At 48.8% G+C, this 15,799-nt stretch carries 8 protein-coding genes and 2 tRNA genes; 9 read left to right on the top strand and 1 reads right to left on the bottom strand.

The annotated features are described in order from the left end of the window. Window positions 1–90: 90 nt before the first annotated feature. The 6 genes from FD01_RS12765 (at window position 91) to rpoC (ending at window position 11,166) form a co-directional block, all read left to right on the top strand. A tRNA-Gly gene (locus FD01_RS12765) sits at window positions 91–162 on the top strand. 4 nt (window positions 163–166) lie between these two features. Next, window positions 167–240, top strand: a tRNA-Pro gene (locus FD01_RS12760). A gap of 105 nt (window positions 241–345) precedes the next feature. Next, window positions 346–819: a CtsR family transcriptional regulator gene (locus FD01_RS12755; RefSeq protein WP_054717777.1), complete on the top strand. Its 474-nt coding sequence runs from the start codon at window positions 346–348 to the stop codon at window positions 817–819. A 20-nt stretch (window positions 820–839) separates the two neighbouring features. Beyond that, complete coding sequence (locus tag FD01_RS12750) at window positions 840–3,329, top strand: ATP-dependent Clp protease ATP-binding subunit (protein ID WP_056964674.1); 2,490 nt, start codon at window positions 840–842, stop codon at window positions 3,327–3,329. Between the two features lie 578 nt (window positions 3,330–3,907). Beyond that, window positions 3,908–7,501, top strand: a complete 3,594-nt coding sequence (rpoB, locus tag FD01_RS12745) for a DNA-directed RNA polymerase subunit beta (RefSeq protein ID WP_056964673.1) — start codon at window positions 3,908–3,910, stop codon at window positions 7,499–7,501. Between the two features lie 11 nt (window positions 7,502–7,512). Further along, the gene (gene rpoC / locus FD01_RS12740; RefSeq protein WP_056964671.1) at window positions 7,513–11,166 is read left to right on the top strand and encodes a DNA-directed RNA polymerase subunit beta'; all 3,654 of its coding nucleotides are present in this window, start codon (window positions 7,513–7,515) and stop codon (window positions 11,164–11,166) included. Between the two features lie 149 nt (window positions 11,167–11,315). Here rpoC and FD01_RS12735 read toward each other — a convergent pair whose 3' ends face one another. Continuing rightward, window positions 11,316–11,702 (bottom strand): hypothetical protein, encoded by a 387-nt coding sequence (locus FD01_RS12735; RefSeq protein WP_056964669.1) that lies wholly within the window; start codon window positions 11,700–11,702, stop codon window positions 11,316–11,318. Window positions 11,703–11,955: 253 nt separating this feature from the next. Here FD01_RS12735 and rpsL point away from each other — a divergent pair, with 253 nt between their 5' ends. The 3 genes from rpsL to fusA all read left to right on the top strand — a co-directional run bounded on the left by rpsL (window position 11,956) and on the right by fusA (window position 15,242). Then, entirely contained in the window at window positions 11,956–12,375 is a 420-nt protein-coding gene (gene rpsL / locus FD01_RS12730; RefSeq protein ID WP_056964667.1) for a 30S ribosomal protein S12, read from the top strand. A gap of 81 nt (window positions 12,376–12,456) precedes the next feature. Beyond that, window positions 12,457–12,927 (top strand): 30S ribosomal protein S7, encoded by a 471-nt coding sequence (gene rpsG, locus FD01_RS12725; RefSeq protein ID WP_054717769.1) that lies wholly within the window; start codon window positions 12,457–12,459, stop codon window positions 12,925–12,927. A 227-nt stretch (window positions 12,928–13,154) separates the two neighbouring features. Then, entirely contained in the window at window positions 13,155–15,242 is a 2,088-nt protein-coding gene (fusA, locus tag FD01_RS12720) for an elongation factor G (RefSeq protein WP_054717766.1), read from the top strand. Window positions 15,243–15,799: the final 557 nt, after the last annotated feature.

Genomic DNA, 15,799 nt, shown 5'->3' with positions numbered 1-15,799 from the left:
ATAGAGTGTCTGACTACGAATCAGAAGGTTGTAGGTTCGACTCCTACTGGGTGCATTTTTTGCGTTTAGCAAAGAATTTTGAACAAGTATGCGGAAGTAGTTCAGTGGTAGAACATCACCTTGCCATGGTGGGGGTCGCGAGTTCGAATCTCGTCTTCCGCTTCATCGGGAAGTAGCTCAGCTTGGTAGAGCGCTGCGTTCGGGACGCAGAGGTCGTGGGTTCGAATCCCGTTTTCCCGATATTGAGGTCATTGTCTGAGGACAGTGGCTTTTTTATTATATTTGCGTATAATTAAAGTCAACATTAGTCAAACTAGACCAATGCCTAAAGAAAGGTGGGACGTGATGGCAAGCCAAAATGTGACGGACATCATCGAACGCTACTTAAAAGCGTTGCTGGATGCTGAAGAAGAAGTCGAGATCAGACGAGCCCAAGTGGCGCAACGCTTTGATTGCGTCCCTTCACAGATCAATTATGTGATCAAGACGCGTTTCACCCCAGAACGTGGATATGTGGTCGAGTCTAAGCGCGGCGGTGGCGGCTATATTCGCATCGTCAAAGTCAAAATGCGCACTGACTGTGATTTGGTCACGTGGATGATCGAACAATTACCCAGCCAAATTGGGGTGCAAGATGCCCGTTTAATGATTCAAAAGTTGTATGATGAAGGCATCGTTGAACAACAAGCTGGCAACATGATGCTCAATGTGTTGAGCCATCAAACCTTAAACGTCGCTGACGCTGATACTGAAGGGCGTCTGCGCGCACGGCTGTTGTTGTCATTCTTGCGCAGTTTACAATATGAACGCACACACTGATCGAAAAGAGGAATGAGTGTATGGATAATCTGTTTACGCCGTCAGCAAAAAACGTTTTAATGATCGCCCAAGAACAAGCTAAATATTTCCACCATCACGCAGTCGGCACTGAACATCTGTTGATGGCGTTGGTGATCGAACAAGATGGAATCGCTGGTAAAACCTTGCGCCAGTTGTCGGTCAGCCAAGAAGATGTGCATGACGAAATCGAACGCTTCACCGGCTATGGCACCGTTGATGCGCAAAATCAAAGTGCCGACACTTATTTACCTTACTCACCTAAAGGTAAAGAGATCTTAAGCTTTGCCGGGGACGAAGCCAAACGCTTAGGCGCTTTGAAAATCGGTACGGAACACATTTTGCTCGGGTTGTTGCGCGAAGATGATATCTTAGCGGCTCGCATCCTGCAAAACTTGGACCTGTCCTTATCTAAGACCCGCCAAATGGTCTTAAAGAAAATGGGCATTTCAGAAGCTGCTGCCAAGCCCCGCCAAGCTGCGCGCCAAACCAAACGGCCTGCATCACAAGGCACGCCAACGCTTGATGGCCTCGCCCGCGATTTGACTCAACTCGCCCGCGAAAACAAAATGGATCCAGTGGTGGGCCGCGATAAAGAAGTCCGCCGCTTGATCCAGATCTTAGCGCGTCGCACCAAAAACAACCCAGTGTTGATCGGGGAACCTGGTGTCGGTAAAACTGCGATTGCAGAAGGCTTCGCTGAAAAAATCGTGGCTGGCTCTGTGCCTAGCGATATGCAGCACAAACGTTTGATGATGCTTGATATGGGCTCTTTGGTCGCTGGCACCAAGTATCGTGGTGAATTTGAAGACCGCTTGAAGAAAGTCATCGATGAAATTTATCAAGATGGCAATGTGATCTTATTCATCGATGAATTGCATACCTTGATCGGCGCTGGTGGGGCAGAAGGCGCTATTGATGCGTCTAACATTTTAAAGCCGGCCTTAGCTCGTGGGGAACTGCAACTGATCGGGGCCACGACGTTAGATGAATACCAAAAGTACATCGAAAAAGATGCCGCTTTGGAACGCCGGTTTGCCACGATTCAAGTCAATGAACCTACCGAAGATGAAGCTGAGCAGATCTTGCATGGTTTGCGTGGCCGCTATGAAGCCCATCATGGTGTCACCATCACTGATGACGCGTTACATGAAGCTGTGGTATTATCCAGTCGCTACATCACCACGCGCTTTTTGCCTGATAAGGCGATCGACTTGGTTGATGAATCTGCTGCCAAAGTGCGCTTAGATGAAGCTGACAAGCCGACGAAAGCCGACAAAATGGAACAAAAGCTGGAAGACTTGGTGAAGTCCAAAGAAGATGCGATTTTACATCAAGATTTTGAAGAAGCTGCCGTCATCCGCCAAAAGGAACAAAAACTCCGCGAAAAAGTCGCCGCCCAAACTTCCGACGCAGATGAAAATGGCGTGCGCAAAGACGTCCAAGTCACCGGCGAAGATGTCGCTGAAGTCGTTGCCCAATGGACTGGTGTGCCAGTTACCCAACTGCAAAAGAAAGAATCCGAGCGCTTAGTTAACTTGGAGAAAGTTTTGCATGAACGCGTGGTTGGCCAAGACGTTGCGGTCAGCGCCGTATCGCGTGCCATTCGTCGGGCCCGCAGTGGCTTGAAAGACCCAACGCGTCCGATCGGTTCGTTCATGTTCTTAGGCCCTACTGGGGTCGGGAAGACGGAATTGGCCAAGGCGCTGGCGGAAGCAATGTTTGGCACTGAAGACGCGATGATCCGCGTGGATATGTCTGAATACATGGAGAAATTCTCCACCAGTCGCTTGATCGGGGCGGCGCCTGGTTATGTCGGCTATGATGAAGGTGGCCAGCTGACTGAAAAGGTCCGCAACAAGCCATACTCGGTCGTTTTATTAGATGAAGTGGAAAAAGCCCATCCAGATGTGTTCAACATTTTGCTACAAGTCTTAGATGATGGCTACTTGACTGATTCGAAAGGCCGCCGCGTCGACTTCCGAAACACCATTTTGATCATGACCTCAAACATTGGCGCCACTGCCTTACGCGATGAAAAGACCATGGGCTTTGGGGCTTCGACTAGCAACGGTCCAGATTTTAAAGCCATGCAAAGTCGGATGCTTGAAGAACTTAAGCGCGCCTTCCGTCCAGAATTCTTGAACCGGATCGACGAAACCGTGGTGTTCCACTCCTTGAACAAGGAAGAACTCCATGAAATCGTCAAGATCATGGCCAAGAATGTCTTGCATCGTTTGGCTGATCAAGACATCAAAGTCAAAATCACCCCTGCTGGCATTGATGCTGTGGCTAAGGCTGGTTTTGACCCAGAATACGGTGCGCGTCCAATTCGTCGGGCTTTGCAACGCGATGTCGAAGATGAGTTATCGGAACTCTTATTAACTGGCCAAGCTAAAGCCAGCGATTTGATCACCATCGGCGCGAAAGCCGGCAAGCTGACCTTTAAGGTAAAGCCTGCCACTGAGCCAAAAGAACCAGTGAAAGCTTAATCACTTGAGTCGTTTTCTTCTATAGAAGAAAGCGGCTTTTTTGAACTCGTGATTTTCAAACCCGGATAGCTAAGACATAAACGCATAGCGTTGAAGATGCGCCGAAAATCACGAATCTGACAAATTAGAATTTGGCCAAGTCAGTGATTGGGAGCAAGGTGAAAGTGAAAGGCGGAAGCTGAGTGCCACCAGCCGTCGAACCATTGTTGGCGTTTTACCGCCTTACAAGGGCACAGGATTTGAGATCCACTCGCGGTTTTTGCGAGTTAACTCAAATCCTGTGGACAGCGTTGCGTGGCACTCAGCTGGAGCCTCTGACTTTCACCTGATCCAGCCTACTTGACATCAATTTCAAAAACAGGTATTATTAATGCAATTGCATTTCGGTGCGACCCACATGTGTTGGCGATCTATTGTCCGTCAACGCGCATATTGAGCCCAAGGCGTTCGCGATTTTTTTCTCTTGCGCTTTTGGGTTTTTGTTTGCCCAAATGGGAGTCGTATCGGCAGATGTAACACAAACGTAATATTTATTTGTGAAGTCGCCGTCCGATAAAACTAATGAGAGGTGTTCATACTTGGCAGGACATTTAGTGAATTACGGCAAGCATCGCACGCGCCGTTCCTATTCCCGCATCAAAGAAGTACTCGATCTGCCTAACTTGATCGAGATCCAATCCAACTCATATCAATGGTTCTTAGACGAAGGCCTGAAGGAAATGTTCGACGACATCATGCCGATCGAAGACTTCCAAGGCAACTTGTCTTTGGAATACGTTGACTATGATCTTCGTGAACCTAAATATACCGTTGAAGAAGCGCGTCAACATGATGCCAACTACGCGGCCCCATTACACGTCACTTTGCGCCTGACTAACCATGAAACTGGTGAAATCAAGTCACAAGATGTCTTCTTTGGGGATTTCCCATTGATGACTGATCAAGGGACGTTCATCATCAACGGGGCAGAACGGGTTATCGTTTCTCAATTAGTCCGCTCGCCTGGGGTTTATTACAACTCTGCCGTTGACAAGAACTCCCGCATGACTTGGGGCACCACTGTGATCCCTAACCGTGGCGCTTGGTTGGAATTTGAAACTGACGCCAAGGATATTTCTTACGTCCGTATCGACCGGACGCGTAAGATCCCAATGACTGAATTGGTCCGGGCTTTAGGCTTCGGTGCTGATTCTGACATTATCGACATGTTCGGCGATAACGATTCCTTGATGCTCACCTTGGAAAAAGATGTGCACAAGAACACCGATGATTCCCGGACTGACGAAGCGTTGAAAGATATCTACGAACGGCTTCGCCCAGGCGAGCCAAAGACTGCTGATTCTTCACGCAGTCTGTTATATGCGCGCTTCTTTGATCCAAAGCGCTATGACCTCGCCAATGTTGGCCGCTACAAGGTCAACAAAAAGCTCAACTTAAAGACTCGCTTGCTCGGCCGCACTTTGGCTGAAACCTTAGCTGATCCTGAAACTGGCGAAGTGATCGTGGCCAAAGACACCAAGATTGATCGTCACGTGATGGATACCTTAGGCGACTACCTTGATAAAGATGATTTCAAGACCATCACTTATCAACCAAGCGACCAAGGCGTCGTCACTGACCCAATGACAGTGCAAGTCGTTAAGGTCTACTCCGAAAACAACCCTGAAAAAGTCGTCAACATGATCGGCAACGGCCATATTGATAAGAAGACTAAGCATTTGATCCCAGCTGATATCGTGGCTGCCATGAACTACTTCTTGAACTTACAAGAAGGCATCGGCTCCACTGATGATATCGATCACTTGGGTAACCGTCGGATCCGTTCTGTCGGTGAATTGTTGCAAAACCAATTCCGCATCGGTTTAAGCCGGATGGAACGTGTGGTTCGTGAACGGATGTCCATTCAAGACACCACCACGATCACCCCACAACAATTGATCAATATTCGCCCAGTTGTGGCCTCCATCAAGGAATTCTTCGGCAGTTCTCAATTGTCCCAGTTCATGGACCAGACTAACCCATTAGGCGAATTGACGCATAAGCGGCGTTTGTCTGCCTTAGGCCCTGGCGGTTTGACTCGTGACCGTGCCGGTTATGAAGTGCGTGACGTGCATTACACCCACTATGGCCGGATGTGTCCAATTGAAACCCCTGAAGGTCCTAACATCGGTTTGATCAACTCCTTGGCTTCTTATGCCGTGGTCAACCCTTATGGCTTCATTGAAACCCCATATCGTCGTGTTTCATGGGAAGACCATAAAGTTACCGACAAAATCGACTATTTAACTGCCGACGAAGAAGATAACTATGTTGTGGCTCAGGCCAACACCAAGTTAAACGAAGATGGTTCATTTGCTGACGCGACTATTTTGGCCCGTTCAAAAGATGATAACATCGAAACCACTGCTGAACATGTTGACTACATGGACGTTTCGCCTAAGCAAGTAGTTGCGGTTGCCACTGCCTGCATTCCTTTCTTGGAAAACGATGACTCCAACCGGGCCTTAATGGGTGCCAACATGCAACGTCAGGCGGTGCCTTTGATCAATCCTCACGCCCCATTAGTTGGGACTGGGATGGAATACAAAGCCGCCCATGACTCTGGGATCGCAGTACTTGCTACCCATGATGGGACCGTTGAATTCGTTGATGCCAAGCAAATTCGTATCCGCCGTGCTGATGGTGCTTTAGACAAGTACAACTTGATGAAGTTCCGTCGGTCTAACGCCGGTAAGAACTACAACCAACGCCCAATTGTCCGCTTAGGTGACAAAGTCGAAGCCGATGAAATCATCGCTGACGGCCCAGCCATGCAAAACGGGGAATTAGCCTTAGGTCAAAACCCGATCATCGCCTTCATGACTTGGAACATGTACAACTATGAAGATGCGATCGTCTTATCTGAAAAATTGGTTCGCGAAGATGCCTACACTTCCATCCATATTGAAGAATATGAATCAGAAGCCCGTGACACCAAGCTTGGACCTGAAGAAATCACCCGTGAAATTCCTAACGTCGGTGAAGAAGCCCTCAAGGACCTCGATGAATTCGGGATCATCCGTGTCGGTGCTGAAGTGCATGACGGGGACATTTTAGTCGGGAAAGTAACGCCTAAAGGTGTGACTGAACTGTCTGCCGAAGAACGATTGCTGCATGCGATCTTTGGTGAAAAGGCTCGTGAAGTCCGCGACACCAGTTTGAAAGTGCCTCATGGCGGCGGCGGTATCATTCAAGATGTCCGCATCTTCACCCGTGATAACGGGGATGAATTGTCTCCTGGTGTGAACATGAAGGTCCGCGTCTACATCACCCAGAAACGTAAGATCGAAGTTGGGGATAAAATGGCCGGCCGTCATGGTAACAAAGGGACGGTTTCAATCGTTGTGCCTGAAGAAGATATGCCATTCTTGCCTGATGGGACCCCAGTTGACATTTTACTGTCACCAATGGGTGTGCCTTCTCGTATGAACATTGGGCAGGTCTTAGACTTGCACTTAGGCATGGCTGCGCGCAACTTAGGCATCCATGTGGCCACACCAGTTTTTGATGGGGCCAATGATGAAGATCTTTGGGCCACAGTTAAAGAAGCTGGTATGGCTAGTGATGGTAAATCCATTCTTTATGATGGCCGTACTGGTGAACCATTTGAAAACCGGGTATCTGTCGGGGTCATGTACTACATGAAGCTCGCTCATATGTCCGCTGATAAGCTCCATGCCCGTTCGATCGGACCTTACTCTCTGGTTACGCAACAGCCACTGGGTGGTAAAGCTCAGTTTGGTGGTCAGCGTTTCGGGGAAATGGAAGTTTGGGCCTTGGAAGCTTACGGGGCTGCTTACACCTTACAAGAAATCTTGACTTACAAGTCAGATGACGTTGTGGGTCGTGTGAAGACCTATGAAGCCATCGTTAAAGGCGAACCAATTCCAAAGCCAGGCGTGCCAGAATCATTCCGCGTGTTGGTCAAGGAATTACAAGCCCTTGGTTTGGACATGAAAGTGCTCGACCAAGACAAACAAGAAATTGAATTACGCGATATGGATGATGAAGATGACGACGTTGTTTCTGTTGACGCCTTAGCGAAGTTTGCCAAGGAACAAGAAGAAAAGAAGGCCAAAGAAGCCGCAACGCTAGCCACTCAAGATCAATCCAGCGACGATAACAACAACTAGGAGGTAGCCTTTTGATTGATGTCAACAAGTTTGAAAGCATGCAAATCGGCTTAGCCTCGCCTGACAAAATCCGTTCATGGTCTTATGGTGAAGTCAAAAAGCCAGAAACCATCAACTATCGGACGTTGAAGCCAGAGCGAGATGGGCTATTCGATGAACGCATCTTCGGACCGACCAAAGACTGGGAATGTGCCTGTGGGAAATACAAGCGCATCCGGTATAAGGGTATCGTTTGTGACCGTTGTGGCGTTGAAGTCACACGCTCTAAAGTCCGTCGCGAACGCATGGGCCATATTGAATTGGCTGCCCCAGTAACGCACATCTGGTACTTCAAAGGCATCCCATCTCGCATGGGTTTGGTTTTGGACATGTCCCCACGTGCCCTTGAAGAAGTCATTTACTTCGCCAGCTATGTGGTGATCGACCCAGGTGATACGTCACTTGAAAAGAAACAATTGTTGACTGAACGCGAATACCGCGACAAGCGTGACGAATACGGTCAAGGCTTCAACGCCAAAATGGGTGCTGAAGCGGTGAAGGAACTCTTGAGCCAAGTTGATTTGGCCCAAGAAGTTGCGGAACTCAAAGAAGATTTAAAGACCGCCCAAGGTCAAAAGCGGACTCGTGCGATCCGCCGGTTGGACATTTTGGATGCGTTCTTGGAATCTGGTAACGATCCTGCCTGGATGGTTATGGATGCCATTCCGGTTATCCCGCCGGATCTGCGCCCAATGGTTCAATTGGAAGGTGGCCGTTTTGCTACCAGTGACTTGAACGATTTGTATCGTCGGGTCATCAACCGTAACAACCGGTTGAAGCGTTTGTTAGACCTTAATGCGCCTAACATCATCGTCCAAAACGAAAAGCGCATGTTGCAAGAAGCTGTCGACGCCTTGATCGATAACGGTCGTCGTGGCCGTCCAGTTACAGGACCTGGTAACCGTCCATTGAAGTCTCTTTCACACATGTTGAAAGGGAAGCAAGGCCGTTTCCGTCAGAACTTGTTAGGCAAGCGTGTTGACTATTCTGGTCGTTCCGTTATCGATGTTGGCCCAACGCTTAAGTTCTATCAATGTGGCTTGCCTCGTACCATGGCGTTGGAATTGTTCAAGCCTTTTGTCATGCGTGAATTGGTTGCGCGTGACATGGCGTCCAACATCAAAAACGCTCGGCGTAAAATTGACCGCGAAGACGACGATATTTGGGATGTCTTAGAAGATGTTATCAAAGAACGTCCGGTCCTGTTAAACCGCGCCCCTACGCTTCACCGTTTAGGGATCCAGGCCTTCGAACCTGTCTTGGTTGATGGGAAGTCCATGCGTTTGCACCCGATCGTGTGTGAAGCTTACAACGCCGATTTTGATGGGGATCAGATGGCCATTCACGTGCCATTATCTGACGAAGCCCAAGCAGAAGCGCGTTTGCTGATGCTCGCTGCTCACCATATCTTGGCACCTAAAGATGGTAAGCCGATCGTTACGCCTTCTCAGGATATCGTTTTAGGGAACTACTACTTGACGATGGAACAAAAAGGCCGCGAAGGCGAAGGCATGATCTTCAAGGACACCAACGAAGTCTTGATGGCCTTACAAAACGGTTATGTCCACTTGCATTCTCGGATCGGCTTGGCCGTTAACTCCATGCCTAAGAAGCCATTCACTGATGATCAACGCAACAAGATCATGGTGACTTCCGTGGGTAAAGTGATCTTCAACGAGATCCTGCCAACTGAATTGCCATTCTTGGATGAACCAACGCAAGACAACATCGTCAACGGTGTGCCGGATAAGCACTTCATCCAATCAGGTGAAGATATTCATGCTTACTTGGCTGATGCGCCATTGATCGACCCATTCAAGAAGTCCTTCTTGTCTAAGATCATTGCCGAAGTCTTCAAGACTTACAAAGTGCAACGGACTTCTGACTTGTTGGATGACATGAAGACCTTAGGTTATACGCAAGCCACTAACTCCGGTTTGACCGTCGGGGTTGCTGACGTGCCGAACTTGCCACAAAAAGCTGAGGTTGTCGAAGAAGCCCATAACAAAGTCGCAACGGTTGCCAAGCAGTTCCGTCGTGGGTTGATCACTGACCAAGAACGTCATGATCGCACCATTTCCATTTGGAACGATGCCAAAGATGACATTCAACAAAAGCTGATCGACTCCTTTGACCCGAACAACCCAATCTCCATGATGAGTGATTCCGGGGCCCGTGGTAACATTTCTAACTTTACTCAGCTTGCTGGTATGCGTGGTTTGATGGCTGCGCCTAACGGTGGGATGATGGAAGTGCCAGTTATCTCGAACTTCCGTGAAGGCTTATCCGTCTTGGAAATGTTCATGTCTACCCACGGGGCTCGTAAAGGGATGACCGATACTGCCTTGAAGACTGCCGATTCTGGTTACTTGACTCGCCGTCTTGTCGACGTTGCCCAAGACGTTATCGTGCGTGAAGAAGACTGTGGCACTGACCGCGGCTTAGTGGTTTCTGCTATTCGTGAAGGTAACGAAATGATCGAACCATTGTACGATCGTTTGGTTGGCCGTTTCACTCAAAAGTCTGTGCTTGACCCACAAACCCATGAAGTGATCGTGCCTCGCGATACCTTGATGGACGAAGACATGGCCCAAGCCATTGTCGACGCTGGTGTTGAATCTGTTACCATCCGTTCCGTCTTCACTTGTGACACCCGTCATGGGGTTTGCCAAAAGTGCTACGGCCGCAACCTCGCCACTGGCGAACAAGTTGAAGTCGGTGAAGCAGTCGGGACTGTCGCTGCGCAATCTATCGGTGAACCTGGTACGCAATTAACCATGCGTAACTTCCATACCGGTGGTGTTGCCGGTGGTGATGATATCACCCAAGGGTTGCCTCGTGTCCAAGAAATTATGGAAGCACGTAACCCTAAAGGTCCTGCTGTGGTTTCTGAAGTTGACGGCTACATTACCGCCATCGACGAAAACCCTGCAGAACACACCCGTGAAATCACGGTTGAAGGCAAGACCGATACCCGCACTTACTCTGTCCCATACGCTTCAAGCGTTGCGGTTGCAGAAGGTGACCACGTTGATCGTGGCGGTCGTTTGACTGGTGGCTCGATCGATCCTAAGGCCTTGATCAAGATCCAAGACTCTTTGAGCACTGAAAACTATCAATTGTTTGAAGTCCAAAAAGTTTATCGGATGCAGGGGATCGAAATCGCTGATAAGCATATCGAAGTGATGGTTCGTCAACAATTACGCAAGATCCGCGTCATGGATCCAGGCGACACTGACATTTTGCCAGGGACGTTGCTTGATATTGCGGAATTCAAGGACCGCAACAAAGACACGCTCATCTCCGGTGGGATTCCTGCGACTGGTCGTCCAGTCTTGCTTGGGATCACCAAGGCATCTCTGGAAACCAACTCCTTCTTGTCTGCGGCTTCCTTCCAGGAAACTACTCGTGTCCTCACCGACGCGTCCATTCGCGGCAAGGTCGATCCTTTGGTCGGCTTGAAGGAAAACGTCATTATCGGGAAGATCATCCCAGCTGGTACTGGGATGGCGACCTACCGTCATATGGAACCAAAGACGGTTGGTGCCGTTTCCGAAAATGTCTATTCGATTTCCGATATCGAAAAGCAAATGCAAGCTGATGACGCTGCCAAGTCTGACAACTAATCTGCAAGCATGAAAAAGGCGTCGCAACTTTTAAAGTTGCGGCGCTTTTTGCGTTTCTGTGTTTTGACTTTGGGCCGGCCAGTTTCCGGCCCAAAGTCAAAACGCGTCGGCAACAATTAAACACAATAGTTGATCGTGGCATTGATCAATCAGATCAGTTGGACCAGCGTGACGATCAAACTTCCCACTGCGAGATGCGGAATCCATGGGAGCTGATGTTGTTTCAATAAGGTCGCATGGATTAATCCAGTGAAGCAGGCGATCAATAAAACCCACAGTAAGGGGATGAAGGCAAATTGTGTCGCTAGCACGCCAGTCAGCCAGGCATCGGCACTACCGAGATAGTTGAAGTGGGCGAGTAGTGAGAAGCCTGCCCACCAAATCAACGGCGCCCACCACAGGACATGCGTGGGGATGCTGAGCAAATAAATTTGGAGACACCAAAGTTCAAACGGCTGCGCAGGGACGGAATGGGTGGTGGCATCTTGAAAACCGAAGTAGGCCAAACCACCCCAAAATAGCAGGATCTGTAGCATATTCATCACTCCTTGGAAGCACCCGAAAGAATCCACAAATTAAACGGGGCATTTTTCTGAAATGCTTGACATTCGCTTGGAATTCTTAGTATACTATCAAAGGTGCTTTTTTCCAGTTATTCGGGTTTCCCGAGCAGTGAACTGGGTAATTGCCACTTCGCCGTCTCGTGGGCCATTTTTTTATCGATTAAAATGAACCGCCTGGATGTGTGGACTTGAAAGTTAAACCAGAATCGAAAGGAGGAACCTTGAAATGCCTACTATTAACCAATTAGTACGTCAAGGTCGCAAGTCTCAAGTAACAAAGTCTAACTCTCCTGCGTTGAACTTCGGTTACAACAGCAAGAAGAAGTCTCTTACTAACACCCCAGCTCCGCAAAAACGTGGGGTGGCTACTCGTGTCGGCACCATGACACCAAAGAAGCCTAACTCAGCTTTGCGGAAGTATGCCCGTGTTCGTCTGTCCAACTTAATTGAAGTGACAGCTTATATCCCAGGTATCGGCCATAACTTACAAGAACATAGTGTTGTTCTGATCCGTGGGGGCCGTGTTAAGGATTTACCTGGTGTGCGTTATCACATCATCCGTGGGACGCTTGATACTGCCGGTGTTGACGGCCGTATGCAATCCCGTTCCAAGTACGGTGCAAAGCGCCCTAAGGCTAAGAAGTAAGCAATTGATCCTGCGGTGGTAACGCCGAGGTAATTGCAATTTCAGTTTAAAACACGACTTATATATAAGGAGGCAATCAGCATGCCACGTCGAGGTACTGTTTCAAAGCGTGACGTCTTACCTGATCCAGTTTACAATTCTAAGCTGGTTACCCGCCTCATCAACCATTTGATGATCGACGGTAAGCGCGGTAAGGCCCAAACGATTTTATATTCTGCATTTGATATCATTAAGAAGGAAACTGGCAACGAACCTGTTGATGTTTTTGATGAAGCCATGAAGAACATCATGCCAGTACTTGAAGTTAAAGCTCGCCGTATTGGTGGCTCTAACTATCAAGTCCCGATCGAAGTACGTCCTGACCGTCGTACGACCCTTGGTCTTCGTTGGTTAACGCAATACTCCCGTGCTCGCGGTGAACACACTATGGACGAACGCCTTGCGCGCGAAATCATGGATGCGGCTAACAACACCGGTGCGGCTGTTAAGAAGCGCGAAGACACCCATAAAATGGCAGACGCTAACCGCGCCTTTGCACATTATCGTTGGTAAGACAGTTTGGCTATTATATCCATATATTTGGCATATAGTAGCCAATTGTTTTATCCCCAAAGCGACGCCAAGCGATTTTAAGGCTGTGAATAAGGTGGCGTGAGGTGGTGACGAACTTGGTCATTGCCTTGCGACGACTTACTCGCAAGCCTGTTGCTTGGCGTCGCTCGACGAAAACTACTTTAATTTTTATCACTCACAACAATTGAGAGGAGAACTACTTTCACATGGCCAACAAGCGTGAATTTCCGTTAGACCGGACCCGTAACATCGGGATCATGGCCCACATCGATGCTGGTAAGACCACTACGACTGAACGTATCTTGTATTACACCGGTAAGATTCATAAAATCGGTGAAACTCATGATGGCGCTTCTCAAATGGACTGGATGGCTCAGGAACAAGAACGTGGGATCACGATCACTTCCGCTGCTACCACTGCCTTTTGGAAGGATCACCGGGTCAACATCATCGATACCCCAGGGCACGTGGACTTCACTATCGAAGTTGAACGTTCCTTGCGTGTCCTTGATGGTGCCGTAACTGTTTTGGATGCCCAAGCCGGGGTTGAACCTCAAACTGAAAACGTTTGGCGTCAAGCTTCCACTTATTCTGTTCCCCGGATCGTGTTCGTTAACAAAATGGACAAGATCGGTGCTGACTTCGAATACTCTGTGAAGACCCTTCACGAACGCTTAGGCGCTAACGCCCATGCAATGCAATTACCGATCGGTGCCGAAGATAACTTTGAAGGTATCATCGACTTGATCGAAATGAAGGCTGACTTGTACGATGAAGATGCTTTGGGTTCCGAATGGGATGTTGTTGACATTCCTGACGAATACAAAGACGCTGCCGAAGCTGCCCACAACGACTTGATCGAAGCCGTTGCTGACGTTGATGACGGCATCATGGACAAGTACCTTGAAGGCGAAGAAATCACCAAAGATGAATTAAAGGCTGCGATCCGTAAAGCAACCTTGGCTTTGGAATTCTTCCCTGTATTTGCTGGTTCTGCCTTCAAGAACAAGGGTGTTCAAATGATGCTTGATGGTGTTGTTGACTACTTACCATCTCCTCTTGATGTTAAGCCATACAACGCCACTGATCCTGAAACTGGTGACGCGGTTGAATTGACTGCCGGCGACGACAAGCCATTTGCTGCGTTGGCATTTAAGATCGCCACTGACCCGTTCGTTGGTCGTTTGACTTTCATCCGTGTTTACACTGGGACTTTGGAATCCGGCTCTTACGTCTTGAACGCCACTAAGGACAACCGTGAACGTGTTGGTCGTTTGCTGCAAATGCACTCTAACCACCGTGAAGAAATCCCTGAAGTATTCTCTGGTGATATCGCGGCTGCCATCGGTTTGAAGAACACCACCACTGGTGACTCTTTGACTGACGTTGACCACCCATTGATCCTTGAATCTTTGGAAATTCCAGAACCAGTTATCCAAGTTTCCATCGAACCTGACTCAAAAGAAGACCGTGACAAGCTCGACGTTGCGATCCAAAAACTGAGTGAAGAAGATCCGACGTTCCAAGCTGAAACCAACCCTGAAACTGGTGAAACTTTGATCGCCGGCATGGGCGAATTGCACTTGGATATCATGGTTGACCGGATGAAGCGTGAATTTAAGGTTGGCGCCAAAGTTGGTGCCCCTCAAGTTGCTTATCGTGAAACCTTCACCAAGCAAGCTTCCGCCCAAGGTAAGTTTGTTCGTCAGTCTGGTGGTAAAGGTCAATATGGTGATGTTTGGGTTGAATTTACCCCTAACGAAGAAGGTAAAGGCTTCGAATTCGAAGATGCCATCGTCGGTGGTGTGGTTCCTCGTGAATACATCCCTTCAGTTGAACAAGGCTTGAAAGAATCAATGGCTAACGGTGTCCTCGCCGGCTACCCATTGATCGACGTTAAAGCTAAGTTATATGATGGTTCTTACCATGATGTCGATTCCTCTGAAGCGGCCTTTAAGGTTGCCGCATCCATCGCGTTGAAGAACGCTGCACCTAAAGCTGGTGCCGTGATCCTCGAACCGATCATGCATGTTGAAATCGTCGTTCCTGAAGAATACCTTGGCGATGTGATGGGTCAAGTTACTGCTCGTCGCGGGCGTGTCGAAGGCATGGAAGCACGTGGTAACGCCCAATTGATCAACTCCATGATCCCACTGGCTGAAATGTTCGGTTACGCAACGACTTTGCGTTCCGCTACTCAAGGCCGTGGTACCTTCACGATGACTTTCGATCACTACGAAGCAACCCCTAAGTCTATCCAAGAAGAAATCATCAAAAAGAACGGCGGCAACTAAAGCCGTGAGCACTGAGTCTAAGGACTCAGTGTTTTTTTGTACTCTTTCATCTTTAAATCCGGCTTTTGAAATTGTATTGCTGTCCGGCATCGTAAGTGTTTCAGGCTCGCCATCAGGTGCCAGTGGTCTATCTCCGTTACAGTGATTTGAAATTGGGCCTCCAGCTGGCCGGCTCGACGTGGAGAGGGTCCTCGGGAAAGCTAGCCGAGATGTGTCGCTACGCTCCCCACTCGCCGGATCTTTCCCTGCGGAATCTCATAAGCGGTAAACCGCTAACGAGATTCTCACCACGTCGAGCCGGCCAGCTTCCGTCCCAATTTCAAATCACTTCCACTACGCCTGACCGCTGACACCCGATGGCTACGAAACGTGTGATGCCAACGTGTATCTGCGATTACACGAGCTGACAGCGCGGTGGTGAGACATTTCAATCTGTAAGTTAGTCATACCAACTTAGAAAATATGTGAGCGGAAGCGGCTTGGCAGAACGAAGGAAAATTGGACAATTGCCTGTGGGAGTGAAATCAAGTGAGACGCCGGTTTGTGGCGGTTCGCGT

It is taken from the genome of Lacticaseibacillus manihotivorans DSM 13343 = JCM 12514 (assembly GCF_001435035.1).
GTDB classification, from domain to species: Bacteria; Bacillota; Bacilli; order Lactobacillales; family Lactobacillaceae; genus Lacticaseibacillus; species Lacticaseibacillus manihotivorans.
Note: the sequence above shows the minus strand (reverse complement) of the source record. Positions and strands in the feature narration are given on the sequence as shown.